The sequence below is a fragment of the Cellulomonas sp. Marseille-Q8402 genome, from assembly GCF_965119525.1.
Window position 1 is genome coordinate 1,002,691 of record NZ_CBCPLX010000001.1, and the last position, 23,007, is coordinate 1,025,697.

Annotated in this window: 25 protein-coding genes; 2 read left to right on the forward strand and 23 right to left on the reverse strand. The window is 75.1% G+C overall.

Annotation, left to right across the window (positions count from 1 at the left end; genetic code table 11):
• Nucleotides 1-72 precede the first annotated feature (72 nt).
• Complete coding sequence (locus tag ACWPWW_RS04615; RefSeq protein ID WP_454049161.1) at nucleotides 73-1,482, forward strand: NAD(P)/FAD-dependent oxidoreductase; 1,410 nt, start codon at nucleotides 73-75, stop codon at nucleotides 1,480-1,482.
• A gap of 17 nt (nucleotides 1,483-1,499) precedes the next feature.
• On the opposite strand, the gene dxr is transcribed toward ACWPWW_RS04615, so the two are convergent.
• From dxr to rpsB, 8 genes are all read right to left on the reverse strand, one after another.
• Nucleotides 1,500-2,684 (reverse strand): 1-deoxy-D-xylulose-5-phosphate reductoisomerase, encoded by a 1,185-nt coding sequence (dxr, locus tag ACWPWW_RS04620; protein WP_454049162.1) that lies wholly within the window; start codon nucleotides 2,682-2,684, stop codon nucleotides 1,500-1,502.
• Nucleotides 2,685-2,709: 25 nt separating this feature from the next.
• Nucleotides 2,710-3,270: a DivIVA domain-containing protein gene (locus ACWPWW_RS04625; protein WP_454049163.1), complete on the reverse strand. Its 561-nt coding sequence runs from the start codon at nucleotides 3,268-3,270 to the stop codon at nucleotides 2,710-2,712.
• Nucleotides 3,267-4,400 (reverse strand): 23S rRNA (adenine(2503)-C(2))-methyltransferase RlmN, encoded by a 1,134-nt coding sequence (gene rlmN / locus ACWPWW_RS04630; protein WP_454049164.1) that lies wholly within the window; start codon nucleotides 4,398-4,400, stop codon nucleotides 3,267-3,269. The genes ACWPWW_RS04625 and rlmN overlap by 4 nt, the downstream gene beginning before the upstream one ends.
• Before the next feature lie 61 nt (nucleotides 4,401-4,461).
• The gene (locus ACWPWW_RS04635) at nucleotides 4,462-5,316 is read right to left on the reverse strand and encodes a phosphatidate cytidylyltransferase (RefSeq protein ID WP_454049165.1); all 855 of its coding nucleotides are present in this window, start codon (nucleotides 5,314-5,316) and stop codon (nucleotides 4,462-4,464) included.
• Nucleotides 5,316-5,873, reverse strand: a complete 558-nt coding sequence (gene frr, locus ACWPWW_RS04640) for a ribosome recycling factor (RefSeq protein WP_454049166.1) — start codon at nucleotides 5,871-5,873, stop codon at nucleotides 5,316-5,318. The genes ACWPWW_RS04635 and frr overlap by 1 nt, the downstream gene beginning before the upstream one ends.
• 77 nt (nucleotides 5,874-5,950) lie before the next feature.
• Nucleotides 5,951-6,673, reverse strand: coding sequence for a UMP kinase (pyrH, locus tag ACWPWW_RS04645; protein WP_454049167.1), 723 nt, complete (start codon nucleotides 6,671-6,673; stop codon nucleotides 5,951-5,953).
• A gap of 95 nt (nucleotides 6,674-6,768) precedes the next feature.
• The gene (gene tsf / locus ACWPWW_RS04650) at nucleotides 6,769-7,608 is read right to left on the reverse strand and encodes a translation elongation factor Ts (protein WP_454049168.1); all 840 of its coding nucleotides are present in this window, start codon (nucleotides 7,606-7,608) and stop codon (nucleotides 6,769-6,771) included.
• A gap of 46 nt (nucleotides 7,609-7,654) precedes the next feature.
• The gene (rpsB, locus tag ACWPWW_RS04655) at nucleotides 7,655-8,638 is read right to left on the reverse strand and encodes a 30S ribosomal protein S2 (RefSeq protein ID WP_454049169.1); all 984 of its coding nucleotides are present in this window, start codon (nucleotides 8,636-8,638) and stop codon (nucleotides 7,655-7,657) included.
• A 470-nt stretch (nucleotides 8,639-9,108) separates the two neighbouring features.
• Between rpsB and ACWPWW_RS04660 the strand changes: the two genes are divergently transcribed.
• On the forward strand, nucleotides 9,109-9,741 hold the full coding sequence (locus ACWPWW_RS04660) for a M23 family metallopeptidase (protein WP_454049170.1): 633 nt from the start codon (nucleotides 9,109-9,111) through the stop codon (nucleotides 9,739-9,741).
• Here the strand turns inward: ACWPWW_RS04660 and whiG are convergent.
• From whiG to ffh, 15 genes are all read right to left on the reverse strand, one after another.
• The gene (gene whiG / locus ACWPWW_RS04665) at nucleotides 9,659-10,678 is read right to left on the reverse strand and encodes an RNA polymerase sigma factor WhiG (protein ID WP_454049171.1); all 1,020 of its coding nucleotides are present in this window, start codon (nucleotides 10,676-10,678) and stop codon (nucleotides 9,659-9,661) included. The two genes, ACWPWW_RS04660 and whiG, sit on opposite strands and share 83 nt — an antisense overlap.
• A gap of 20 nt (nucleotides 10,679-10,698) precedes the next feature.
• Entirely contained in the window at nucleotides 10,699-11,586 is an 888-nt protein-coding gene (locus tag ACWPWW_RS04670; protein WP_454049172.1) for a tyrosine recombinase XerC, read from the reverse strand.
• Nucleotides 11,587-11,897: 311 nt separating this feature from the next.
• Nucleotides 11,898-13,343, reverse strand: a complete 1,446-nt coding sequence (gene dprA, locus ACWPWW_RS04675; RefSeq protein WP_454049173.1) for a DNA-processing protein DprA — start codon at nucleotides 13,341-13,343, stop codon at nucleotides 11,898-11,900.
• Nucleotides 13,340-14,872 carry a YifB family Mg chelatase-like AAA ATPase gene (locus ACWPWW_RS04680; RefSeq protein ID WP_454049174.1) on the reverse strand — a complete coding sequence of 511 codons (1,533 nt, stop codon included), beginning with the start codon at nucleotides 14,870-14,872 and terminating at the stop codon, nucleotides 13,340-13,342. Before ACWPWW_RS04680 ends, dprA begins: the two co-directional genes overlap by 4 nt.
• On the reverse strand, nucleotides 14,872-15,237 hold the full coding sequence (locus tag ACWPWW_RS04685; protein WP_454049175.1) for a YraN family protein: 366 nt from the start codon (nucleotides 15,235-15,237) through the stop codon (nucleotides 14,872-14,874). The genes ACWPWW_RS04680 and ACWPWW_RS04685 overlap by 1 nt, the downstream gene beginning before the upstream one ends.
• A gap of 180 nt (nucleotides 15,238-15,417) precedes the next feature.
• On the reverse strand, nucleotides 15,418-15,741 hold the full coding sequence (locus ACWPWW_RS04690) for a DUF2469 domain-containing protein (protein WP_147793871.1): 324 nt from the start codon (nucleotides 15,739-15,741) through the stop codon (nucleotides 15,418-15,420).
• A 34-nt stretch (nucleotides 15,742-15,775) separates the two neighbouring features.
• Nucleotides 15,776-16,534 carry a ribonuclease HII gene (locus ACWPWW_RS04695; protein WP_454049176.1) on the reverse strand — a complete coding sequence of 253 codons (759 nt, stop codon included), beginning with the start codon at nucleotides 16,532-16,534 and terminating at the stop codon, nucleotides 15,776-15,778.
• The gene (gene lepB / locus ACWPWW_RS04700; RefSeq protein WP_454049177.1) at nucleotides 16,531-17,265 is read right to left on the reverse strand and encodes a signal peptidase I; all 735 of its coding nucleotides are present in this window, start codon (nucleotides 17,263-17,265) and stop codon (nucleotides 16,531-16,533) included. The genes ACWPWW_RS04695 and lepB overlap by 4 nt, the downstream gene beginning before the upstream one ends.
• Before the next feature lie 104 nt (nucleotides 17,266-17,369).
• A complete protein-coding gene (gene rplS, locus ACWPWW_RS04705; RefSeq protein ID WP_454049178.1) occupies nucleotides 17,370-17,738 on the reverse strand; it encodes a 50S ribosomal protein L19 in 369 nt (122 codons plus the stop codon).
• A gap of 200 nt (nucleotides 17,739-17,938) precedes the next feature.
• The gene (trmD, locus tag ACWPWW_RS04710) at nucleotides 17,939-18,718 is read right to left on the reverse strand and encodes a tRNA (guanosine(37)-N1)-methyltransferase TrmD (RefSeq protein ID WP_454049179.1); all 780 of its coding nucleotides are present in this window, start codon (nucleotides 18,716-18,718) and stop codon (nucleotides 17,939-17,941) included.
• 1 nt (nucleotide 18,719) lies between these two features.
• Nucleotides 18,720-19,295: a ribosome maturation factor RimM gene (gene rimM, locus ACWPWW_RS04715; RefSeq protein ID WP_454049180.1), complete on the reverse strand. Its 576-nt coding sequence runs from the start codon at nucleotides 19,293-19,295 to the stop codon at nucleotides 18,720-18,722.
• Nucleotides 19,296-19,408: 113 nt separating this feature from the next.
• Nucleotides 19,409-19,648 (reverse strand): RNA-binding protein, encoded by a 240-nt coding sequence (locus tag ACWPWW_RS04720; RefSeq protein WP_454049181.1) that lies wholly within the window; start codon nucleotides 19,646-19,648, stop codon nucleotides 19,409-19,411.
• Nucleotides 19,648-20,079, reverse strand: a complete 432-nt coding sequence (gene rpsP, locus ACWPWW_RS04725; RefSeq protein ID WP_454049182.1) for a 30S ribosomal protein S16 — start codon at nucleotides 20,077-20,079, stop codon at nucleotides 19,648-19,650. The genes ACWPWW_RS04720 and rpsP overlap by 1 nt, the downstream gene beginning before the upstream one ends.
• 200 nt (nucleotides 20,080-20,279) lie before the next feature.
• Nucleotides 20,280-21,365 carry an amidohydrolase family protein gene (locus ACWPWW_RS04730; RefSeq protein WP_454049183.1) on the reverse strand — a complete coding sequence of 362 codons (1,086 nt, stop codon included), beginning with the start codon at nucleotides 21,363-21,365 and terminating at the stop codon, nucleotides 20,280-20,282.
• Between the two features lie 16 nt (nucleotides 21,366-21,381).
• On the reverse strand, nucleotides 21,382-22,989 hold the full coding sequence (ffh, locus tag ACWPWW_RS04735; RefSeq protein ID WP_454049184.1) for a signal recognition particle protein: 1,608 nt from the start codon (nucleotides 22,987-22,989) through the stop codon (nucleotides 21,382-21,384).
• Nucleotides 22,990-23,007: the final 18 nt, after the last annotated feature.

Genomic DNA, 23,007 nt, shown 5'->3' on the forward strand with positions numbered 1-23,007 from the left:
GCCGGGCCGCGAGGGTCGTGGCACGATCGGCACGACGAGGGCGGGCGGACGCCGGACGGAGGGTGGTCCCTGGTGAGCGGCACGACGGGCGAGGGCAGCGGGACGGACCTGGACGGCACGACGACCCTGGCGTGGAGCTCGGGCGGGGACGTGCGTGCGGTGTCCCTGTGGTTCGACGAGGCCGAGGCCGAGGCGCCCGTGCCGCCGCGGGAGCCGCTCGACGGGGACACGACGGCGGACGTCGTGGTGGTCGGTGCGGGCCTGACCGGCCTGTGGACGGCGTACTACCTGCTCGAGGCCGACCCGGCCCTCGACGTCCTCGTGGTCGACGCCGCGGTCGCCGGGTACGGGGCGAGCGGGCGCACCGGCGGCTGGGCCTCGGCGGGCTCGCCGGCCACCGCCGACCGGGTGGCAGCGCTGGAGGGGCCCGAGGCCGCCCGGTCGCTGCGGGCGGCGCTGCGGGATGCCGTCGTCGAGGTCGGCGGCGTGGCCGCGGCGGAGCTGATCGACTGCGACCTCGCCGTCGGCGGCCTGGTCACCGTGGCCCGTACTCCCGCGCAGCTCGCCCGGCTCCGGGCCGAGGCGGCGTCCGCGCACGCCTGGGACGACGAGGTCGAGCTGCTCACGCCGGCGGAGGCCGCGACGCTCGTCCCCGGGGCGCTCGGCGGCACCTTCACGCCCGACGCCGCCCGCCTGCAGCCGGTGCGCCTGGTCCGGGGGCTGGCCGACGTCGTGACGGCCCGCAGCGCCCGCCTGGCCGAGGGCACCCGCGCGCTGCGGGTGTCACCACGGGCCCTGGTCACGGACCAGGGGACGGTGCGGGCGCGGTCGGTGGTGGTGACCACGGGCGCCGGCGTGCTGGACCCGCGCGTCCACCCGGCGTCGACGGGCCGGGTGCACGCGATCGCGACCGAGCCGCTCCCCGCGGAGACCTGGCGCGCCGTCGGGCTCGAGCGGGGCCGGGTCCTGGCCGACGCGACGCACCGGCCGGTGCGCGTCGTGCGCACGGGCGACGACCGGCTCGTCCTCAGCGGCCGGTCCGGGTCGTCCTCTCCGGGCCACGACCAGGACCCCGGCGCGACCCGGCGGCTGCGCGCCGTGCTCGCCGACCTGGTCCCGGCCGCGGCGGGCGCCACGATCACGCACGCCTGGGGCGGCGCGGCCGCACCGGCGACGGACGGCCGCCTGGCCCTCGGCCTGGACCCGGCGACGGGCATCGCGTGGGCCGACGGCCACGGCGACGACGGCGTGGTCGCCGCCAACCTCACCGGCCGGACCCTGGCCGACCTGGTGGTCGGCGCGGACACCGCGCTGACGCGGCTCCCGCGGGTCGGGACCCGGCCGGCGCCGGGGGTGCTCGGGCGCGCCGGCTCCGGAGCCCGGGCCGTGCTGACGGGCATCGCCGGGCGCACCGGGATCGCCGACGTCGAGGAGCGCCTGACCGGGCGGCCCAGCCGGCTCGCGGAGCTGCTGGGCCGCTGATTCCGGACCGGGCGGCCTCAGACCCTCGTGACCCGCTCCTGGGCCCGCGCCCGGGCCCACGCCTCGGCCGCCTGCACGTCCGCGACGTCCCGCACGGTCCCGCCGTCGTGCGCGCCGAGCACGGCCTCCACGGTGGCCACGATGTCGAGGAACCCGATCCGGCCGGCGAGGAACGCCGCGACGGCCTCCTCGTTGGCGGCGTTGTAGACGGCGGGGTGCGTGGGCGAGGCGGCGACGGCGGCCCGTGCCAGCGCGACGGCGCCGAACGTGTCCTCGTCGAGCGGCTCGAACGTCCACGACGCGGCGCGCGTCCAGTCGACCGGCGGCACTGCGCCCGCGAGCCGGTCGGGCCAGGACAGCCCGAGGGCGATCGGCAGCCGCATGTCGGGCGGCGACGCCTGGGCGATCGTCGACCCGTCGGCGAACTCGACCATCGAGTGCACGACCGACTGCGGGTGCACCACGACCGTGATGTCGTCGACCGGGACGTCGAACAGCAGGTGCGCCTCGATCAGCTCGAGGCCCTTGTTGACCATCGTCGCGGAGTTGATCGTGACGACGGGGCCCATCGACCACGTCGGGTGCGCCAGCGCCTGCTCGGGCGTGACGTCGGCGAGCTCGGCCCGGGTGCGGCCGCGGAACGGTCCTCCGGACGCGGTCAGGACCAGGCGGCGCACCTCGGCGCGCCGGCCGCCGCGCAGCGCCTGGGCGATCGCGGAGTGCTCGGAGTCCACCGGCACGACCTGCCCCGGCCGCTGCACCGCGGCGCGGACCAGCGGGCCGCCGGCGACCAGCGACTCCTTGTTGGCGAGCGCGAGGGTGCTGCCGGAACCGAGCGCGGCCAGCGTCGGGCCGAGCCCGACCGAGCCGGTGATCCCGTTGAGGACGACGTCGGCGCCGCGTGCCGCGAGCTGCGCGGCCGCGTCGGGGCCGGTGAGGACCTCGACGCCCATCTGCCGCAGCCCTGCGTCGGCCGAGGCGCGCACCAGCTCGGCGAACACGGTGCCCGCCGCGTCGGGGTCGGCCACGGCGACCGTCTGCGCGCCGAGCGCCACCGCCTGCCGGGCGAGCGCCGCGGGGTCCGCTCCCCCGGCGCTGAGGCCGGTGACGCGGAACGCGTCGGGGTTCCGGGTGAGGACGTCGACGGCCTGGGTGCCGATCGACCCGGTCGAGCCGAGCAGGACGACGGTGCGGGGGTTCATCCGCCCCATCCTGCCCGAGGGTGCGCTACTCGGCGGCGAGCAGGACGTCCACGGCGCGCTCGAGGAAGGCGTCGACGGGCGCCTCGGCGTACGCGCCGGCGCCCTTCTTCCGCGCGAACACGGCGGAGCGGATCTCCTGCGCGTTCAGCGGGGTGTTCTTGTCGAAGTAGTCGACGAGCCGGTGGCAGAGCGCGTCGACGTCGGCGGCGTCGTAGCCCGGCTGGCGGCCCTTCGGCGGGGCGAACCGCTCGCCGTCGGGGCGGGTGAGCCGGCCGTAGAGCGTGCGGGCCTGCTCGGCCAGGGACTCCATCCAGGCCTGCCGGCCCTTGTCGGCGATGAAGTCGGCACGGGCGCGGGCGACGAAGGCGGCCTCGAGCCGGTCGAGGGCGGCGTCGACTGCGGTGGTCGAGTAGCCGCGGCGCACGAGGTCGAACGCCACGGTGCGGACGTCGCGGCTGGACAGCGCGCCGGCGGGACCCTGCTCGTACACGCTGCGCGCGTGCGTGAAGAAGTCGTCGACCTCCTCGGGGTGGTAGCCCGTCCGCATCCCGGTGACCTTCCGGAACATGACGCCGCCGCTGCTCATCCCTCGTCCTCCTCCGCGGCGAGCTGGCCGCACGCACCGTCGATGTCGCTGCCGCGGGTGTCCCGGACGGTGGTCGGGATCCCGTGTGCGCGCAAGCGTGCCACGAACTCGGCCTCGACCGCGGGATCGCTCGCGGTCCACTTGGACCCGGGGGTGGGGTTGAGCGGGATCGGGTTGCAGTGCACCCAGCCGCGGCCGCGGCGGTTCAGCTCGGTGCCGAGCAGGTCGGCGCGCCACGCCTGGTCGTTGATGTCCTTCATCAGCGCGTACTCGATGGACACCCGGCGGCCGGTGGTCTGGAAGTACTCGTAGGCGGCGTCGATCGTCTCCTTGACGCTCCACCGGGTGTTGATCGGGACGAGCTCGTTGCGCAGCTCGTCGTCCGGCGCGTGCAGCGAGAGCGCCAGGGTGACCGGGATGCCCTCCTTGGCGAGCTTGCGCATGGCCGGCACCAGGCCGACGGTCGACACCGTGATGTTGCGCGCCGACATCCCGAGGCCCTCGGGCACCGGGGCGACGAGGCGGCGCACCGTCTCCATCACCGTCTTGTAGTTGGCGAGCGGCTCGCCCATGCCCATGAACACGACGTTGGAGAGCCGCGTCGGGCCGCCGGGCACCTCGCCCGCGACCAGCGAGGCCGCGGCGCTGCGCACCTGCTCGACCACCTCGGCCGTCGAGAGGTTGCGGGTCAGGCCCAGCTGCCCCGTCGCGCAGAACGGGCACGCCATGCCGCAGCCCGCCTGGCTGGACACGCAGAGCGTCGAGCGGTGCGCGTACCGCATGAGCACGGACTCGACCTTGGCGCCGTCGAACAGGTGCCACAGCGTCTTCACGGTCGTGCCGCCGTCGGCCTCCATGGTGCGCGCGGCGGTCAGCAGCGGCGGGAACAGCGCCTCGACCAGCTTGTCGCGGCTCGCCGCGGGCAGGTCGGTCATCGCCGCGGGGTCGGCGGTGAGGTGGCTGAAGTAGTGCGTCGCGAGCTGCTTCGCGCGCAGGGGCTTCTCGCCGAGCGCGGTGACGGCCTCGACGCGCTCCTCGGGCGTGAGGTCGACGAAGTGCTTCGGCGGCTTGCCGCGGGGCCCCCGGGTGCTGGGGGCCGACAGGTTGAGTGCGACGGGCGTGGCGCTCACGCGGTCCTCCTCGGGGTTCGTGCGGTGCGACGGGTGGGGTGGGGTGGTGCGGGTGCCGCGGTCAGGCGGCGACGGGCTGGAGGGCCTCCAGCAGCAGGTACACGACGGGCGCCGCGAGCAGCATCGAGTCGATGCGGTCCAGCACGCCCCCGTGGCCCGGGAGCAGCGTGCCCATGTCCTTGAGCTCGAGGTCCCGCTTGATCATCGACTCGCCCAGGTCGCCGAGCGTGGCCACGGCCACCGTGGCGACACCGAGCAGGGCACCGAGGGCGGGGTCGCCGTCCAGCATGAAGTGCACACCCAGGACGCCGACCACGCTCGCCAGGACGACCGAGCCGAGCAGGCCCTCCCACGTCTTCTTCGGGCTGACCGACGGCGCCAGCGGGTGCCGGCCGATCAGCACGCCGACGACGTAGCCGCCGGTGTCGTTCGCGACGCAGAGCAGGATGAACAGGGCGACGCGCATCGCGCCGTCCTCGGCCGCCAGCATCAGCATGACGAAGCCGGCCATCAGCGGCAGGTACGACGCCGAGAACACCCCGGCCGTCGCGTCCCGCACCGCGCGCGGCCCGCTGCCGTCCAGCACGCGCCACACGACGATGCCGCCGACCGTCAGGACGAACGCGACGAACAGCGCCTCCATTCCCGCGACGTACGCGGAGACGAGGATGCCGACGTCGCCGACCAGCAGCGGCAGCACCGGGATGCTGACCCCCCGCCGGGCGAACGCCTGCGCGAGCTCCCAGAGGCCGGCGCCGACCGCGAGGACCGCGATGGCGCCGAACACCTCCTTGCGCACGAACAGCGAGAGGGCGACGGCGACCAGCAGCGCCAGACCGACGGCGATGGCGACGGGCAGGTCACGCCCGGCACGCGAGGTGCCCGGCGCCGGAGCGACAGCGGGGTGGGACGACATCAGACCTCGAGCAGCTCGCTCTCCTTGGAGGAGAGCAGCTGGTCGACGAGCTCGACGTGGCGCTTCGTGAGGCCCTCGAGCTCCTTCTCCGCGCGCTGCACCTCGTCCTCGCCGGCGTCGCCGTCCTTGACCAGGCGGTCCAGCTCGTCCTTGGCGCGGCGGCGGACGTTGCGCAGGGAGACCCGCGCGTCCTCGGCCTTGGTCTTCGCCAGCTTCACGAACTCCTTGCGGCGCTCGGTGGTCAGCGCGGGCAGGCTGACCCGGATGACGTTGCCGTCGTTCGTCGGGTTCACGCCCAGGTCGGAGTCGCGCAGGGACTTCTCGATGCCCTGCATCGCGGACTTGTCGAACGGCGTGATGAGGATGGTGCGCGCCTCGGTCACGTTGAACGACGCCAGCTGCTGCAGCGGCGTCGGGCTGCCGTAGTAGTCGACCGTGATCTTGTTGAACATCGCCGCGTTGGCACGACCCGTGCGGATCGCGGCGAAGTCCTCCTTGGCGACCTCGACGGCCTTGTCCATCTTCTCCTCGGCCTCGAGGAGGATCTCGTCGATCACGGTGGCTCCTTCAGTCAGGTCCTGCTGGGGGTGTGCGGTCGCGTGCTGGACGGGCGGCGGGCGGGCGCGCCGAGAGGTCAGTCCTCGGTGACCAGCGTGCCGATCTTCTCACCCCGGAGCACGCGGGTGACGTTGCCCGGCTCCTCGAGCCCGAACACGCGCATCCGCACGCCGTTGTCGCGGCACATCGACAGGGCGGTGGAGTCCATGACCCCGAGCTCCTGGACGATCGCCTCGGTGTAGGTGAGGTGGTCGAGCCTCGTCGCCGTCGGGTCGGTGCGCGGGTCCGCGGTGTAGACGCCGTCCACGCCGTTCTTGCCCATCAGCACCTCGTCGCAGTGCGTCTCGAGGGCGCGCTGCACGCAGACGGTGTCGGTGGAGAAGTAGGGCATCCCGGCGCCGGCGCCGAAGATCACGACGCGGCCCTTCTCCAGGTGCCGGATGGCGCGCAGCGGGATGTACGGCTCCGCGACCTGCCCCATCGTGATGGCGGTCTGCACGCGCGTGTCCACGCCGGCCTGCTCCAGGAAGTCCTGCAGCGCCAGGCAGTTCATCACCGTGCCGAGCATGCCCATGTAGTCGGCGCGCGCGCGGTCCAGGCCGTTCTGGGCGAGCTCGGCGCCACGGAAGAAGTTGCCGCCGCCGCAGACGATCGCGACCTGCACGCCGTCGGCGACCGCCGCGCTGATCTCGGCGGCGACCCGGCGGACCACCACGGGGTCCAGGCCGATCGAGCCACCGCCGAAGGCCTCGCCCGAGAGCTTGAGCAGCACCCGCCGGGGCTGGGTCTCGTCCGTCACGGGGGAACCTCCAGGTCGTCGGCGGGGATGGTGCGAGAGGATCTCGCGCCGGTGGCCCCGGCCCTCACGGGCCGGGGCCACCGGGTGGTGCGTGGTCAGGCGCCGACGCGGAACCGCACGAAGCCGGTGACGGTGCCACCGACCTCGGCCAGCACCTGGGCGACCGACTTCTTCGAGTCCTTCGCGAACGGCTGGTCCAGGAGGACGACGTCCTTGAAGTAGCCGGTCAGCCGGCCCTCGACGATCTTCGGGAGCGCGGCCTCGGGCTTGCCCTCGTTGCGCGCGGTCTCCTCGGCGATGCGACGCTCGTTCTCGACCGTCTCGGCCGGGACCTCGTCACGCGTCAGGTACGACGGCGAGAACGCGGCGACGTGCGTCGCGATGTCGCGCGCCACCTCGGCGCCCTTGGCGTCGGTCGCGACGAGCACGCCGACCTGCGGGGGGAGGTCCTTGTTCACCTTGTGCAGGTAGACGGTGACCTTCTCGCCGGCGACGCGGGCGACGCGGCGGACGACGACCTTCTCGCCCAGCACGGCGGCCGTCTCGTCGACGACCTCCTGCAGGGACTTGCCCTCGGCGTCGGCCGCGAGCAGGGCGTCCGCGTCACGGGCGCCGCTGGCGACGGCCGTCGACAGGACCTTCTCCGACAGGGTGATGAACGTGGCGTTCTTCGCGACGAAGTCCGTCTCGGAGTTGACCTCGACGATCACGCCGACCTCGTCCTCGCCGTCGCCGGCGGTGACGACCTCGGCCGCGACCAGGCCGTCGGAGGCCGAGCGGCCCTCGCGCTTGGAGACGCCCTTCAGGCCCTTGACGCGGATGATCTCGAGGGCCTTGTCGGCGTCGCCGCCGGCCTCCTCGAGCGCCTTCTTGACGTCGAGCATGCCGGCGCCGGTCTTCTCGCGCAGCGCCTTGATGTCAGCCAGGTTTGCCATCTGTGCTTCCGTCCTTCTCGTCAGTGCGTGTGAGTGGCGGACCGGGTCACTCGGACTCGGCGTCGCCCTCGGACTCGGCGGCGGTCTCGGCAGCAGCGGCCTCGGCAGCGGCCTCGACGGCGGGCGCGGCGTCCTGGCCCGGCGTGGCAGCACCCTCGGCGGGGCCGGCCTCGCCCTCGGGGGCGACCGGGTCACCGGCGGCGGCAGCGACGGCGGCCGACTCGGGGGTCGCGTCGGAGGCCAGGCTCTCCTCGGCGCCGGCGAGCAGCTCGCGCTCCCACTCGGCCAGGGGCTCGGCCTCGGCCGGAGCGGCGTCCGCGCCCCCACCCTGACGGGCGGAGTGACGCTGCATGGTGCCCTCGGCGGCCGCGTCCGCGATCACGCGGGTCAGCAGCTGCACGGCGCGGATCGCGTCGTCGTTGCCCGGGATCGGGTAGTCGACGACGTCCGGGTCGCAGTTGGTGTCGAGGATCGCGACGATCGGGATGCCGAGCTTGCGCGCCTCGTCGACCGCCAGGTGCTCCTTGTTGGTGTCGACGATCCACACCGCGGACGGCGTGCGGGTCATGTCCCGGATGCCGCCGAGCGTCTTCGCGAGCTTGTCCTTCTCGCGACGCATGATGAGGAGCTCCTTCTTGGTGAAGGCGCTGCCCGCGACGTCGTCGAAGTCGATGAGCTCGAGCTCCTTGAGGCGCTGCAGGCGCTTGTTCACCGTCTGGAAGTTGGTGAGCATGCCACCGAGCCAGCGCTGGTTCACGTACGGCATGCCGACGCGGGCGGCCTGCTCGGCCACGGGCTCCTGCGCCTGCTTCTTCGTGCCGACGAAGAGGATGGAGCCGCCGTGGGCCACCGTCTCCTTGACGAAGTCGTACGCGCGGTCGATGTAGGACAGCGACTGCTGCAGGTCGACGATGTAGATGCCGTTGCGCTCGGTGAAGATGAAGCGCTTCATCTTGGGGTTCCAGCGGCGGGTCTGGTGCCCGAAGTGGACACCGCTCTCGAGCAGCTGGCGCATGGTCACGACGGCCATGGCACGTCCTTCCGGCGCGCCCCAGCGGGGGCGCGCACACTGATCGCGGGCCCGCCTGGGCGGACCCGCTCGTCCGGTTGTCGGCACCTCCCACCACGGGTGGTGCCCCTGGCGCCACACCCACGCCGACGCCGGGCGGACCCGGACCAGTGCCGGCGTCGGTCCTCCGCCGCGCACCCGGAACCGTCCAGCGGCTCGGGCTCGTGGCGTCGGTGATGACGCGCGATGTCGACCGGCACGTACCGGTCGCAGAAGGAAGTCTACCGGACCGCCACCAGCCCCCGGGACGCGGGCGACGTGACGGCGGGCACGCCCAGGGGCGGTGCACGGGGCCCGCGCGCGGTCGCGGAGGTGGGTAACGGCCCGGGGCGCGGGCGCCGGGACGTCCACAGGTCGGGGCCACGTGCGTCGTCCCCAGTCGCACCGTCCCCGGACGGCGAGCGAGGAGCGCGGGGCGGGAGGGTCGGTCCATGCCCGTCCCGCACCCGGCCCTGCTCCCCCGCTCACCGCGGCGGGCCGCTCTCGCGCTGCTCGCCGCGGCTGCCGCCGTCGCCGTGCCGGTCCTGGTCGCGGCGCTCCCGGCGGTCACAGGGGCCGCCTCCGGCCGCCACCTCGCGCCGCCGACGGCCGAGGCGTGGGCGGCGCCCGTGGAGCCCGTCGCGGTGGTGGAGCCGTTCGACGGACCGGCGGCACCCTGGGTGGCCGGGCACCGGGGCGTCGACCTGGACGCGCCCGTCGGCACCGCCGTGCGCGCACCTCGCGACGGCACCGTCACGTTCGCGACCGTCGTCGTGGACCGGCCGGTGCTGACCGTCCGCCACGACGACGGGCTGCGCAGCTCCGTCGAGCCGGTCGACGCGGCGGTGGCCGTCGGCGACCGCGTCGGCCGCGGCCAGGTGGTGGGCACCGTCGCGGGCGTGCGCAGCCACTGCGTACCGGCCTGCCTGCACTGGGGCGTGCGGGACGGCGAGGTCTACCTCGACCCGGTGCTGCTGCTGCGCGGCGGCCCGGTGGTGCTGCTCAGCCGCGGTCCGCCTCGGTCAGGCGCGCCCGCAGCCGCAGCATCGCCGCGGTGTGCATCTGGGAGATGCGGGACTCCGTGACACCGAGCACCCGGCCGATCTCCGCCAGCGTCATGCCCTCGTAGTAGTAGAGGACCAGGACGAGCTTCTCGCGCTCGCCGAGCTGGTCGATCGCGCGGGCCAGCAGGAACTTCGTCTCCTGCGCCTCGAACGAGTTCTCGGGGTCGGGCGTGCGGTCGTCGCCGAGGGTGTCGAGCAGCGACAGCCGGTCGCCGCGGTCCTCGCCGGCACCCAGCAGCTCGTCCAGCGCCGCGACGTTGACCGTCGACAGCTGGGTGAACAGCGCGCGCAGCTCGCGGACGTCGATCTGCAGGCGGGCGGCGACCTCGCTCTCGGTCGGCACCCGGTGCAGCTGGCTCTCGAGCTCCGCGTAGGCGCGGTCGACGGCGCGGGCCTTGGTCCGGACCGAGCGCGGGATCCAGTCCATGGCGCGCAGCTCGTCGATGATCGCGCCACGGATGCGCGAGCTCGCGTACGTCTCGAACTTCACGGAACGGCCGGGCTCGTACTTCTCGATCGCGTCGATCAGGCCGAACATCCCGTAGGAGACGAGGTCCGCCTGCTCGACCATGGCCGGCAGCCGCATGCCCACGCGGCCGGCGACGGCCGTCACCAGCGGGGCGTAGTGCAGGATCAGCCGCTCGCGCACCAGGCGGTCACCGCCGGACTTGAACAGCAGCCAGTCCTGCGCGACGGGGTCGGCGGGCGCCTCGGTGAGGTCCGACAGGTCGGCGGGGACGTCCGCGACCGCGGTGAGCGTGACGACGACGCCCTCCAGGTCGACTGCGGCGTCGAGGTCGATCTCGGCCTCGACCGTGCCGGCCGCGAGCGCGACGAGCGGGTCCAGGCCGAGCTCGCCCTCGAGCGTCAGCTGCCGGGGGATCACGCCGAGCGGCGCGCTGGACGCGCGTCGCTGCGAGGCAGCCAGCGGGACGGTGTCCTCAGCCGGAACTGACATGGGCGTCTCCATCTCGGACATCATGCTCGGGGGTGTGCTTGCTCGAACGAGGCGCGGAGGCGGTCCGCGGTCACGTGGGTGTAGCGCTGGGTGGTGGCGAGGCTGGCGTGACCCAGGACCTCCTGCACGCTGCGCAGGTCCGACCCGCCCTCGAGCAGGTGCGTCGCCACCGAGTGCCGCAGCGCGTGCGGCGCGACGTCGTCCACACCGGCCGACCCCGCGACATCATGCACGACCTGGCGTAGCCGGCGCTGGTCGATCCGCTTGCCCCGCTGCCCCAGGAGCAGCGCCGGGCCGGACGTCTCCGTGGCGAGCACCGGCCGGCCCCGGGAGAGCCAGGCCTGCACCGCGTCCACCGCGAGCTCGCCCACCGGCACCACGCGCTGCTTGTCGCCCTTGCCCGTCACCCGCAGCGTGCGCGTACCGAGGTCGAGGTCGTCCACGTCCACGCCGCACAGCTCGCCCACCCGGACGCCCGTGGCGTAGAGCAGCTCCAGCGCCGCCCAGTCGCGCAGGTGCACCGCGTCGCCGTCGTCCGCGCGCACGCGGGCGGCGTCGAGGAGCGTCGCGGCCGAGGCCTGGTCGAGAACGGTCGGCAGGTGGGACGCCGGACGGGCGCTCGCCAGCCGGAGCGCGGGGTCCTGCGGGACGCGGCCGGTCCGGGCCGCCCACGCGAAGAAGGTGCGGACCGCGGCGCCGCGGCGCGCCATCGTGGCCCGGCTGCGCTGCGTGGCCGCCATCGAGGCGAGCCAGCCGCGCAGCACGACGATGTCGACGTCCATCAGGTCGGGCACGCCGTGCCGCCGCGCGTAGCCGGCGAGGTCGGCGAGATCCCCCAGGTACGCCCGGACCGTGTTGTCCGCCAGGCCCCGCTGGGCGCCGAGGTGGAGCGCGAAAGCGTCGACCACGGGGGCGTTCCCCCGCGCCGTCGCTGCTTCGGCCCCCGTCTGCACGGGACTACGGTCACCCGTCACCCCTGCGGGCGACAAGGCATGTGTGGCGCGTTTCACCCACCCCTGTACGAATCAGGGTCGTATGTCCGATTCCGGGTGCCGTTTACAGGCGTTTTCATGGTGATTCCGTGGCACTCCTGTCCACCAGGCGGACACCGTCGTGATCACCGCCGCGTCCCCCGTGGGTGTGAAGACGCTTTCCTGGCGTGCGCGCGGCCGTGATCTGTGACACGGAGTCGTCGGGACGATGCCGTCCCCGCGGGCCGTCAGCGCCCGCGGGCATCACCCGCAGGCGCCCGCAGCCAGCGTCCCGACGCACAGCGGACGGCGCCCGCGAGCTCGAGCAGCCCGAGCTCGGCGGCCACCTCGCGCTCGGCGAGCCCGGCGCGGCGCGCGACCTCCTCGACGGCGAGTCCGCGGCGCGGGCCCAGCGCGTCGAGGACGGCGGACGCCACGCTGTCGGACCGGTCCGCCCGCTGCGTCGCGACGGGGTCACCGGGAGACCCGGCGGCGTCCGCGCGCGCCGCGTGCGTCCCCGCGCCGGGCACTACTCCCCCGTCCCCGCAGATGAGCTCGACGACCTCGTCGGCGTCGGTCACGCACACGGCCGCGCCGTCGCGCAGCAGCCGGTGGCACCCGGCCGACGCCATGGAGGTCACCGGCCCCGGCACGGCACCCACGGGCCGGAGCAGGTCCACGGCCCGCGCAGCGGTGCTGAGCGCGCCGGAGCGCCAGGCGGCCTCGACGACGACCGTGGCGCCGGCGAGGGCGGCGATGAGCCGGTTCCGGTGCAGGAACCGCGAACGGCTCGGCACGGTGCCGGGAGGGCACTCCGCGACGAGAGCGCCGCCCTCGTCGGCCAGGCGCTCGAGGACGTCGAGGTTCCCCGCCGGTGACGGCCGGTCGATCCCGCCCGCCAGGAGCGCCACCGTCACGCCGCCGGCCGCGAGGGTGCCGCGGTGCGCCGCCACGTCGATGCCGAACGCCCCGCCCGAGACCACCGCCACCGACCGCTCGGCGAGGCCCGCCCCGAGGTCGGCGGCCACCCGCTCCCCGTAGGAGGTGGCGGCGCGTGCGCCCACCACGGCCGCCGAGCGCTCGGTGGCGCCGCCGAGGTCGGGGTCGCCCCGGACCCACAGGCAGAGGGGTGCGGCCGGCCCGAGGTCGTCCAGCCGGCGGGGCCAGCCGGGTCGGCCGGGCACGAGCAGGGTGCCGCCGAGGCCCGCGAGCACCGCCACGGCGCGCTCCGGCTCCGCTCCGTCCAACCGGGGCGCCCAGCGCGGCAGCGCCCGCGCGAGCACGCGGGCGGTGGACTCGGGCCACGGGTCGGGCCACAGGCCGTCCTGGACCGGAGCGGTGAGCCCGCAGGCCGGAGCGCCGGACCCGCCGGACCCGCCGGCAGGAGCGCGTGGCCCTCCGGTGGGCGCCTCGTGTCCGCCGGCACGCGCCCGGCGCCCGTCGGCGTGCCGGCCCTCGTCCCGGCCGGCCGACGACCGCGCCATCCCGCGCAGCCGGGTCAGCGCGTCCCGGGCCGGGACGTCGACCGCCCATCGTGCCCACGCGAGCGCAGGTGCGGCACCGAGGGCCGCGACGACGGCGCCCGCCGTGGCGTCGCCCGGCTCCGCGACGAGGCTCCACGCGACGCGGGCCAGGATCTCTGCGCGTGCCGGCTCCTCGTCCGGAACCGGCACGGGACCTCGTGCGGCGGTCATGCGCCGGCCTGCCCGCGGGTGCGCAGGGCGACCGCCGAGCCGATGTCGCCGCGGTGCGGGGCCGTCCGCTCGGCCAGGTCCGCCACGGTCCACGCCAGCCGCAGCACGCGGTCGGCGCCACGCAGCGTGAGCGTGCCGCGGTCGATGCCGTCGTCGACGAGCTGCAGCAGCCCCGGGTCCGGTCCGAGCCGCTCCCGGAGCACCCGCCCCGGCACCTCGGCGTTGACCCGCCAGGGCGTCCCCGACCACCGGTCGGCCTGCGCGGCGCGCGCCGCAGCCACCCGGGCCGCGACCGTCGCCGTGCTCTCGCCGGTCCCGCGCAGCGCGGCCCGCCGGACGGCCGGCACCTCGACCTGGACGTCGACGCGGTCGAGCAGCGGCCCGGAGATCCGGCCGAAGTACCGCCGCCGGTCCCGCGAGGTGCACGTGCAGGCCAGGCCCTTGCCGACGGCCTGCCCGCAGGGGCACGGGTTGGCGGCGAGGACCAGCTGGAACCGCGCCGGGTAGCGGGCTGCCCCGCGGGCGCGGTGGATGACGACCTCCCCGTGCTCGAGTGGCTGCCGCAGCGTCTGGAGCACGGCCGCGGGGAACTCGGGGGCCTCGTCGAGCAGCAGCACGCCACGGTGCGCCCGCGAGGCCGCACCGGGCCGGGCGACTCCCCCGCCGCCGCCGATGATGCTGGCCGACGTCGCGGTGTGGTGCGGGTCCTCGAACGGCGGGCGGCGCAGCAGGCCGTGGTGCGGGTCGAACGTGCCGGCGACCGAGTGCACGGTCGTCACCTCGACGGCGGCGGCCTCGTCGAGGTCGGGCAGCAGGCCCGGCAGCCGGGACGCGAGCATCGTCTTGCCGGCCCCGGGCGGCCCGACCAGCAGCAGGTGGTGCGCGCCGGCCGCGGCGACCTCGACCGCGCGCCGCGCGTCCTCCTGCCCCAGCACGTCGGCGAGGTCGCCGGGTGGCGTGCGACGTGCGGGGGCGGCCCGCACGGGCGGCACCGCCGCGACGTCGGTGGCGGGTGCTGCTCCGCCGTACCGGTGCACGACCTCGGCCAGGGTGCGGCAGCCGACCACACGCGCCCCGGGCACGAGCGCGGCCTCGGCGACGTCGGCCTCCGGCACCACCACGTCCGGGTGCCCGGCGGCGACCGCGGCCGCCACCGCGGGCAGCACACCGCGCACGGGCCGCAGCCGCCCGTCCAGGCCGAGCTCGCCGAGGTGGACGGCACGGCCGGCTCTGTCGGGGTCGAGCAGCTCGGCGGCCGCCAGGACGGACACGGCGATCGACAGGTCGAACGCCGGACCGGACTTCGGCAGCGCGGCGGGCGACAGGTTGACCGTGATCCGGCGGTTCGGCCAGGCCAGGCCGGTCGACCCGACCGCTGCCCGCACCCGGTCCCGGGCCTCGGACAGCGACGCGTCGGGCAGGCCGACCAGCACGAAGGCAGGCAGGGCCGGCGCCAGGTGCGCCTCGACCTCGACCACGTGCCCGACGAGCCCCACCAGTCCCACCGCCCGCGTCCGGCCGAGCGCCATCAGCCGACGCTCACGAGGTGCTCGATCCGAGGCGGTCCGGACGGCGGCAGCTCGACCGCGACCACGTCCAGCCGCACCGCGTCCGCGTGCACGTCGTGCTGGGCGAGCCAGTGCGCCAGCAGCACCCGCAGCCGGTGCACCTTCCGGGGCGTCACGGCCTCGGCCGGGCTGCCGTACGCGGCGCTGCGCCGGGTCTTCACCTCGACGCCGACGACGGCGTCCTCCTCCACGTCGTACGCGACGACGTCCAGCTCGCCCCCGCCGGGGCCGTACCAGTTCCTCTCGAGCACCTGGAACCCGTTGAGCTCCAGGTACCGCGCCGCCAGGGCCTCGCCCAGCCGGCCGGTCTCGTTCCTCGTGCGCATCCGCGTCACCTCCGACCACGAGGCTGCCCGCGGCCGGGCTCGTCGACCCGCGGCCGTGGGTCGCGGCTGGGGACGACGCACGGCACCGGACCCTGTGGAGGACCCGGTGCCGCTCAGCACCCGGAACGGTTCGGCGCCGGTCCGGGGGTCACGCCCGCCGCTCCGGCCGGGCGCAGCCGGTCAGCGGCCGAAGCCGCCCCCGCTGCCGAGGTCGAGGTCGGCCTTGACCAGCTCCTCGACGTTGACGTCCTTGAAGGTCACGACGCGCACGGACTTCACGAACCGGGCGGACCGGTACACGTCCCACACCCACGCGTCGGCGAGGGTCAGCTCGAAGTACACCTCGCCCGCGGCGGACCGCACCTGCAGGTCCACGTGGTTGGCCAGGTAGAACCGGCGCTCCGTCTCGACGACGTACGAGAACAGGCCCACTGCGTCCCGGTACTCGCGGTAGAGCGCGAGCTCCATCTCGGTCTCGTAGTTCTCCAGGTCCTCGGCGCTCACCGAGCCATCATCCCCCATCCGGGCGGCGCACCGGTCACGCGCCGAGCGGCAACCGCCACGAACGCCGGTGCCACGGGCTCGGCCCGAGGGTGCGCAGGGCGGCGACGTGCTCGTCGGAGGCGTAGCCCTTGTTGGAGTCCCAGCGGTACTCGGGGTGCTGCGCGGACAGGTCGACCATGAGCGCGTCGCGCTCGCACTTGGCGAGGACGCTGGCGGCGGCGACGGTGGCGCAGCTGCGGTCGGCCTTGACCCGCAGGTGCACGACCGGGCCGGCCACCGGGGCGACGACGGCCTCGTCGAAGAGCGAGCCCTGCGCGGGCTCCGTCAGCCAGTCGTGGGAGCCGTCCAGCACGACGGCGTCGACGGGGCCGGTCACCGCGGCCACCGTGGCGAGCGCGCGCTGCCCGGCCAGGCGGAGGGCGGCGATGATCCCGACGTCGTCGATCTCGGCCGCGCTGGCGTGCCCGACGGCGCGGGCGACGCCCCACCGGCTGAGCGCGGGCACGAGGGCCTCGCGCGCGGCCGGGGTGAGCAGCTTGGAGTCGGCGACGCCGCGCGGTCCGCTGCGGGTCCGGGCGTCGACGACCACGACGCCGACGCTCACGGGGCCGGCCAGCGACCCGCGGCCGACCTCGTCCATCCCGGCGACCAGCAGCGCGCCGTCGCGCAGCAGCGCCCGCTCGTGCCGCAGGTGCGGGACGGGGCGCGGGGCGGCCGGCTTGCGCGGCGCCCGGGTAACGGCGGGGGCGACCACGCCGCCCAGTGCGGTGGTGTCGTCGTCGAGCAGGGTCATGACGGGTCCGGGACCTCGTCGAAGACGTCGCCCGGGTTCCGGAGCAGCCCCACCCGGTCCAGCGGCCACAGCGTGACGAAGGCCGTGCCGACGACGTCGTCCTCGGGCACCGCACCACCGCCGGCGTCGCCGAGGTGCCACCGCGAGTCGGCGGAGTGCTGGCGGTTGTCGCCCATCACCCACAGCGACCCCTCGGGCACGGTCACGTCGAACGCGATCTCGCTGGGGCTCGCGCCGGGCGCGAGGTACGGCGACTCGTCGATCGCGACGCCGTTGACGGTGAGCGCGGAGCCGTCGCCGGCCGAGGCGACCCGGTCCCCCGGCAGGCCGATCACGCGCTTGATGAGGTGGTCCTCGGACTGCTGCGGCATCAGGCCGATCGCGATCAGCGCGTCCTGCACGGCGTTGGTCTCGGGCACCGCCTGCTGGTCGAGCCACCCGCCCGGGTCCGCGAACACCACGATGTCGCCCCGGTGCAGGTCGAACGGGCCGGGCGCGAGCTTGCTCACCAGCACCCGGTCGCCCTCGAGCAGCGTGTCGTGCATCGACGCGCTCGGGATGAAGAACGCCTGCGCGAGGAAGGTCTTGACGACCCAGGACAGCACGATGGCGCTGAGCAGGATGATCGCGGTCTCGCGGACGAACGAGGCGACGGGCCCCCGCCTGCGCTCGGTCGCCGGCACCACGCCGGTGCGGGCCTCCTGGTGGGCTGCCGCGTCCTGGTCTGTCACCGCATCACTCTCCCACGTCCCCCTGCCCCTGCCCACCACCGCGCACGGCACGACGGGCGGCCACCCCGTGCTGGGGTGACCGCCCGTCGGCGTGCTGTCGGGTCTCAGGCCTTCTTGGCCGGGACCGTCTCGCGCTTCTCCTTGATCTTGGCCTTCTTGCCGCGGAGGTTGCGCAGGTAGTAGAGCTTGGCGCGACGCACGTCACCGCGGGTGGCGACCTCGACGGACTCCAGGGTCGGGGAGTGCACCGGGAAGGTGCGCTCGACGCCGACGCCGAAGGAGACCTTGCGGATGGTGAAGGTCTCGCGGATGCCGTCGCCCTGGCGGGCGATCACGACGCCCTGGAAGACCTGGACGCGAGAGCGGTTGCCCTCGACGACCTTGACGTTGACCTTCAGGGTGTCGCCGGCACGGAAGTCCGGGATGTCGGTGCGGAGGGAGGCCGCGTCGACCGAGTCGAGGATGTGGGACATCGTGTGTCGCTTTCCCGCCGTGCCACAGGTCACGCGCGTCGTCGTCGGCACCGTGCGGTGCCGGGTGGAGTCAGTGAGGTGAGCGGCCGATCTCTCGGCGGGTCGTGCTCGTCTCCCCTGTGGCAGAGACGTGACCGTGCGCGCACCGACGGACAAGTCTGCCACACGCGGACCTCCCCGGTCGAAACGGGTGGCCGAGGTCACGCCGGCGGCGCGACGCCCTCCTCGCCGACGGTCCACCCGAGCTCGGCCAGCGCGGCGCGGTCGGCCTTGTCGAGGTCCGCCGGGTCGAGCCGGCGCAGCAGGTCCGGGCGCCGGTCGGCGGTGCGGGCGAGCGCCTGGTCGCGGCGCCAGCGCTCGACGCGGCCGTGGTGGCCGGAGAGCAGCACCTCGGGGACCTCGAGGTCCCGCCAGGCCGGCGGCTTGGTGTAGACGGGGTACTCGAGGAGGCCGGCGCTGCCGTGCGACTCCTCGACCAGCGACGCGGGGTTGCCCACGACGCCCGGGAGGAGCCGGACCACGGCCTCGACCAGCACCAGCGCGGCCGCCTCGCCGCCGTTGAGGACGTAGTCCCCGATCGAGTACTCGCTGACCTGCACGCCGGGCCGGGCGGCGTAGTGCGCGGCGACCCGCGCGTCGATGCCCTCGTAGCGCCCGCAGGCGATCACCAGGTGCGTGTCCTGCGCCCACGCCTCGGCGTGCCGCTGGGTCAGCGGGGCGCCGGCGGGCGTCGGGAGCAGCAGGCGGGTGCCGTCGGTCACCAGGTCGTCGAGGGCCGCGCCCCAGACGTCGGGCTTCATGACCATGCCCGCTCCCCCGCCGAACGGGGTGTCGTCGACGGTGCGGTGCCGGTCGCTCGTCCAGTCGCGCAGGTCGTGCACCCGCAGGTCGAGCAGGCCGGTGGTGCGCGCCTTGCCGACGAGCGACAGCCCCAGCGGGCTCAGGTAGTCCGGGAAGATCGAGACGATGTCGATGCGCACGTCAGTCGTCGTCCCCCGCCGGGGCGCCGGACGTCTCGTCGCTGACGACGAGGTTCGCCGCGTCCGCCGCGAGCAGCCCCCCGGGCGGGTCCAGCACGACGCGGCCGCCCGGGACGTCGACCACGGGGACGATGGCGCGCACGAACGGCACGAGGGTGCGCGCCCCGTCGGGCTCGCGCAGCACGAGGACGTCGTGCGCGGGATGGTGCTCCAGTCCGAGGACCTCCCCCACGACGCGCCCGTCCACGTGCTCGGCGCGCAGGCCGGCCAGCTCGTGCGGGTACCAGGCGTCGTCCTCGTCGTCGTCGGTGGTCGCGTCGTCCGCGACCTCGACGACCAGCTCCACGCCGCGCAGGGCCTCCACCGCGGTCCGGTCCTGCGCCTCCGCGAACGTGACGTACCACCGGTCCTGCTGGACGCGGACCCGCTCGACGGTGAGGGGCCCCGCGTCGGCGGGCTCGGTGGGCAGGACGGCGCCGACGGCCAGGCGGGCGGCGGGGTCGTCGGTGCGCAGGTCCAGCGCGACCTCGCCGCGCAACCCGTGGGCGCGGCCGATCCGGGCGACCGTCAGCAGCATGGGGTTCCTCTCGGGGCGGTCCGGGTCAGGTGCGGACCAGCGTAGGGGCGGGCACGGCACAGGCCCGGTCCCGCGGGGGGACCGGGCCTGTGCCGGATGGTGCTACGCGCGGCTCACCGCCGGGCGACGTCCACGACGTCGACGCGGACCGGGCCCTCGGTCGACAGCGCACCGACGACGGTGCGCAGGGCACGAGCCGTCCGTCCGCCGCGGCCGATGACGCGGCCCAGGTCGTCCGGGTGGACCCGGACCTCGAGCAGGTCGCCGCGCCGCAGCGAGCGGGCGTCGACGTGCACGTCGTCCGGGTGGTCGACGATGCCCCGGACCAGGTGCTCCAGCGCGTCGGCGAGCATCAGGCCTGCTCGTCCTCGGACGACGCGTCGGCGGCGGCCGGCGCCTCGGCGGCGGCGGCCTTCTTCTCGGAGGCCTTGGCCTTGGCCTTCTCGGCGTCGGCGGCGACGGCGTCCACCGCGGCCTTGACGTCGGCCGGCGCGGCCTTGGTGCGCAGGGTGCCCTCGGCGCCCGGCAGGCCCTTGAACTTCTGCCAGTCACCGGTGATCTTGAGCAGCGCGAGGACCTGCTCGGACGGCTGCGCGCCGACGCCGAGCCAGTACTGCGCACGCTCGGAGGAGATCTCGATGAGCGACGGCTCCTCGGTCGGGTGGTACTTCCCGATCTCCTCGATGGCGCGGCCGTCGCGCTTGGTGCGGGAGTCCGCGACGACGACGCGGTAGTACGGCGCCCGGATCTTGCCGAGGCGCTTCAGGCGGATCTTGGTGGCCACAGTGTGGTCTCTCCTGGGTGTCTACGGGGCGGTCGTCGCGGTCCGCACGTGGGGCATGCGGTCCGGGTCGGACCTGAAGGACACGATCGCGTGCGGGTAGAGGGGCCGCGCGCGCCGAGTACAGCGAGCCATTCTGCCAGATGCGCGGGCCCGCCCGCGACCGTCCCGCGTGTGACCGGCACGACCTCGCCGGGCCGGCGCTACGCGACGCGCGTGCCCCGCAGCACCACGGCCCGCGGCGCCGCGAGCACGCGCACGTCGGTCCGCGGGTCGGCGTCGTAGACCACCAGGTCCGCGCTCTCCCCCTCGTCGAGCCCGGCCGCACCCAGCCACGCCCGCGTGCGCCAGGACGCCGCGGCGACCACGTCCCGCGCGGGGATCCCGGCAGCGACCAGCTCGGCGACCTCGTCGGCGATCCGACCGTGCCCGATGGTCCCGCCGGCGTCGGTGCCCACGAGCAGCGGGACGCCGGCGTCGTGCAGGTCCCGGACGTGCGCGTACCGGCGGTGGTGCATGCGCCGCATCCGCGCGGCGTAGCGGGGGTACCGGTCGGCGCGGTCGGCGATGGCACCGAACTGCGCGACCTGCAGCAGGGTGGCGGTGACGGGGATGCGGGCGGCGGCGATCCGGGCGATGTGCCGGTCCTCCGCGCCGGTGGCGTGCTCGAGGCCGTCGACGCCCGCGTCGAGCAGGCCGTCCAGCGCCTCGGCGGCGAAGGTGTGCGCCGTGACCCGCGCGCCGGCCGCGTGCGCCGCCGCCACGGCGTCCGCGAGCACGCCGTCCGGCCACAGCGGGCGCAGGTCGCCGTCGGCCCCGAGGTCGCGGTCGATCCAGTCGGCGACGAGCTTGACCCAGCCGTCGCCGCGGGCGGCCTCCTCGCGCACCGCGTCCGGCAGCTCCGCCGGCGACGCCAGCTCGCGCCCGTAGTGCCGCAGGTACCGCTTCGGCAGGGCGAGGTGGTGCCCCGCGCGGATCAGGCGCGGCAGGTCGGCGCGGTCGTGCACCCACGACGTGTCGGCGGGCGACCCGGCGTCCCGCACCAGCAGCACGCCGGAGTCGCGGTCGGCGACGGCCTGGGCCTCGGCGGTGGCGCGGTCGACGGCGCCCTCCGCGGCCAGGCCGATGTGGCAGTGCACGTCGACCAGGCCCGGGACGACCCAGCCGTCGAGGCGCACGACGTCGCCCGGCGACGTCGGCCGGGTGAACGTCAGCCGCCCGCCGACCACCCACGCCTCGCCGACCACCCGGTCGTCGTCGAGGACGACCGGGCCGGTCAGGTGCAGCACGGGGGCCACACGCACCTCAGCGCCCGAGGAACTTCTGCAGGTCCTCGAGGTCCGACGGGTCGAACGCGTCGGGCTGCTGGGGCGCGCCGCCGCCCAGGCCGAACGCGGACCCCTTGGCGGCGGCGGGCGCGGCGGGGAGGATCCCCGCGGCGCGGTCGGCGGCGGCCTTCTCCTGCTGGGCGCGCTTGGCCGGGTTGCCGGACTTGCCCTTGGCCTTCTTCGCGGGCGCGGCGACCCGTCCGCGGCCCTTCTTGCCCATGCCGGGCAGGTTGCCCATGCCGGGCACGGGCATGCCGCCGCCCTTGGCCATCTGCTGCATCATCTTCTGCGCCGCGGTGAACCGCTCGAGCAGGCCGTTGACGTCGGACACCTGGACCCCGGAGCCCGCGGCGATCCGCGAGCGGCGGGAGCCGTTGATGATCTTCGGGTTGTCCCGCTCGGCCGGGGTCATCGACCGGATGATGGCCTCGACGCGGTCGACCTCGCGCTCGTCGAAGTTCTCGATCGCCTCGCGCATCTGCCCCATGCCCGGGAGCATGCCGAGCATCTTCTTCATCGAGCCCATGTTCTTCAGCTGCTGCATCTGCTGCAGGAAGTCCGCGAGCGTGAAGCCCTGGCCCGAGGCCAGCTTGCCGGCCATCTCCTCGGCCTGCTCGGCGTCGAAGGCCTTCTCGGCCTGCTCGATCAGGGTGAGCACGTCACCCATGTCGAGGATGCGCGACGCCATGCGGTCGGGGTGGAACACCTCGAAGTCGGTGAGCTTCTCACCGGTGGAGGCGAACAGGATCGGCCGGCCGGTGACCGACGCGACGGACAGCGCCGCACCACCGCGGGCATCGCCGTCCAGCTTGGACAGGACGACGCCGGTGAAGCCGACGCCCTCCTGGAACGCGGTCGCCGTGGCGACGGCGTCCTGGCCGATCATCGCGTCGATGACGAACAGGATCTCGTCGGGGTCGACGGCGTCGCGGATGTCCGCGGCCTGCTGCATGAGCTCGGCGTCGACGCCCAGGCGGCCGGCGGTGTCGACGATGACGACGTCGTGCTGGCGCGCCCGCGCGGTGGCGAGGCCCTCCCGCGCGACGGCGACCGGGTCGGCCCCGGCGACGGCGTCGAGCTCGCTGCCCTGGTTGCCGGGGTGCGGCGCGAACACCGGCACGCCCGCGCGCTCGCCGACGACCTGGAGCTGGGTGACGGCGTTGGGCCGCTGCAGGTCCGCGGCGACGAGGACCGGCGTGTGCCCCTGGCTCTTGAGGTGCAGCGCGAGCTTGCCGGCCAGGGTCGTCTTGCCGGCACCCTGCAGTCCCGCGAGCAGGATGACGCTCGGCGGGTTCTTGGCGAGGTGCAGCGGTCGGGTCTCGCCCCCGAGGATGCCGACGAGCTCCTCGTTGACGATCTTGACGACCTGCTGCGCCGGGTTGAGGGCGCCGGACACCTCGGCGGAGAGCGCACGCTCCCGCACGGCCCCGGTGAACTGGCGCACCACGGGGACGGCGACGTCCGCGTCGAGCAGGGCCCGGCGGATCTCGCGCACGGTGGCGTCGATGTCCGCCTCGGACAGCCGCCCCTTGGAGCGCAGGTTCTTGAAGGTCGACGTCAGTCGGTCGGACAGGGTGGCGAACACCGCGCGATCCTCACGCTC

What these genes read in the sequence shown, in the direction of transcription:
- tsf (WP_454049168.1), bottom strand. Translation starts at nt 7,608, where the DNA reads ATGGCAAACCTGGCTGACATCAAGGCGCTGCGCGAGAAGACCGGCGCC.
- whiG (WP_454049171.1), bottom strand. Translation starts at nt 10,678, where the DNA reads ATGTCAGTTCCGGCTGAGGACACCGTCCCGCTGGCTGCCTCGCAGCGA.
- ACWPWW_RS04680 (WP_454049174.1), bottom strand. Translation starts at nt 14,872, where the DNA reads ATGGCGCTCGGCCGGACGCGGGCGGTGGGACTGGTGGGGCTCGTCGGG.
- rplS (WP_454049178.1), bottom strand. Translation starts at nt 17,738, where the DNA reads ATGTCCCACATCCTCGACTCGGTCGACGCGGCCTCCCTCCGCACCGAC.
- ACWPWW_RS04695 (WP_454049176.1), bottom strand. Translation starts at nt 16,534, where the DNA reads ATGACCCTGCTCGACGACGACACCACCGCACTGGGCGGCGTGGTCGCC.
- rpsB (WP_454049169.1), bottom strand. Translation starts at nt 8,638, where the DNA reads ATGGCCGTCGTGACCATGCGCCAGCTGCTCGAGAGCGGTGTCCACTTC.
- ACWPWW_RS04635 (WP_454049165.1), bottom strand. Translation starts at nt 5,316, where the DNA reads ATGTCGTCCCACCCCGCTGTCGCTCCGGCGCCGGGCACCTCGCGTGCC.
- ACWPWW_RS04660 (WP_454049170.1), top strand. Translation starts at nt 9,109, where the DNA reads ATGCCCGTCCCGCACCCGGCCCTGCTCCCCCGCTCACCGCGGCGGGCC.
- dxr (WP_454049162.1), bottom strand. Translation starts at nt 2,684, where the DNA reads ATGAACCCCCGCACCGTCGTCCTGCTCGGCTCGACCGGGTCGATCGGC.
- dprA (WP_454049173.1), bottom strand. Translation starts at nt 13,343, where the DNA reads ATGACCGCCGCACGAGGTCCCGTGCCGGTTCCGGACGAGGAGCCGGCA.
- ACWPWW_RS04720 (WP_454049181.1), bottom strand. Translation starts at nt 19,648, where the DNA reads ATGCTCGCCGACGCGCTGGAGCACCTGGTCCGGGGCATCGTCGACCAC.
- rimM (WP_454049180.1), bottom strand. Translation starts at nt 19,295, where the DNA reads ATGCTGCTGACGGTCGCCCGGATCGGCCGCGCCCACGGGTTGCGCGGC.
- ACWPWW_RS04685 (WP_454049175.1), bottom strand. Translation starts at nt 15,237, where the DNA reads ATGCGCACGAGGAACGAGACCGGCCGGCTGGGCGAGGCCCTGGCGGCG.
- ACWPWW_RS04625 (WP_454049163.1), bottom strand. Translation starts at nt 3,270, where the DNA reads ATGAGCAGCGGCGGCGTCATGTTCCGGAAGGTCACCGGGATGCGGACG.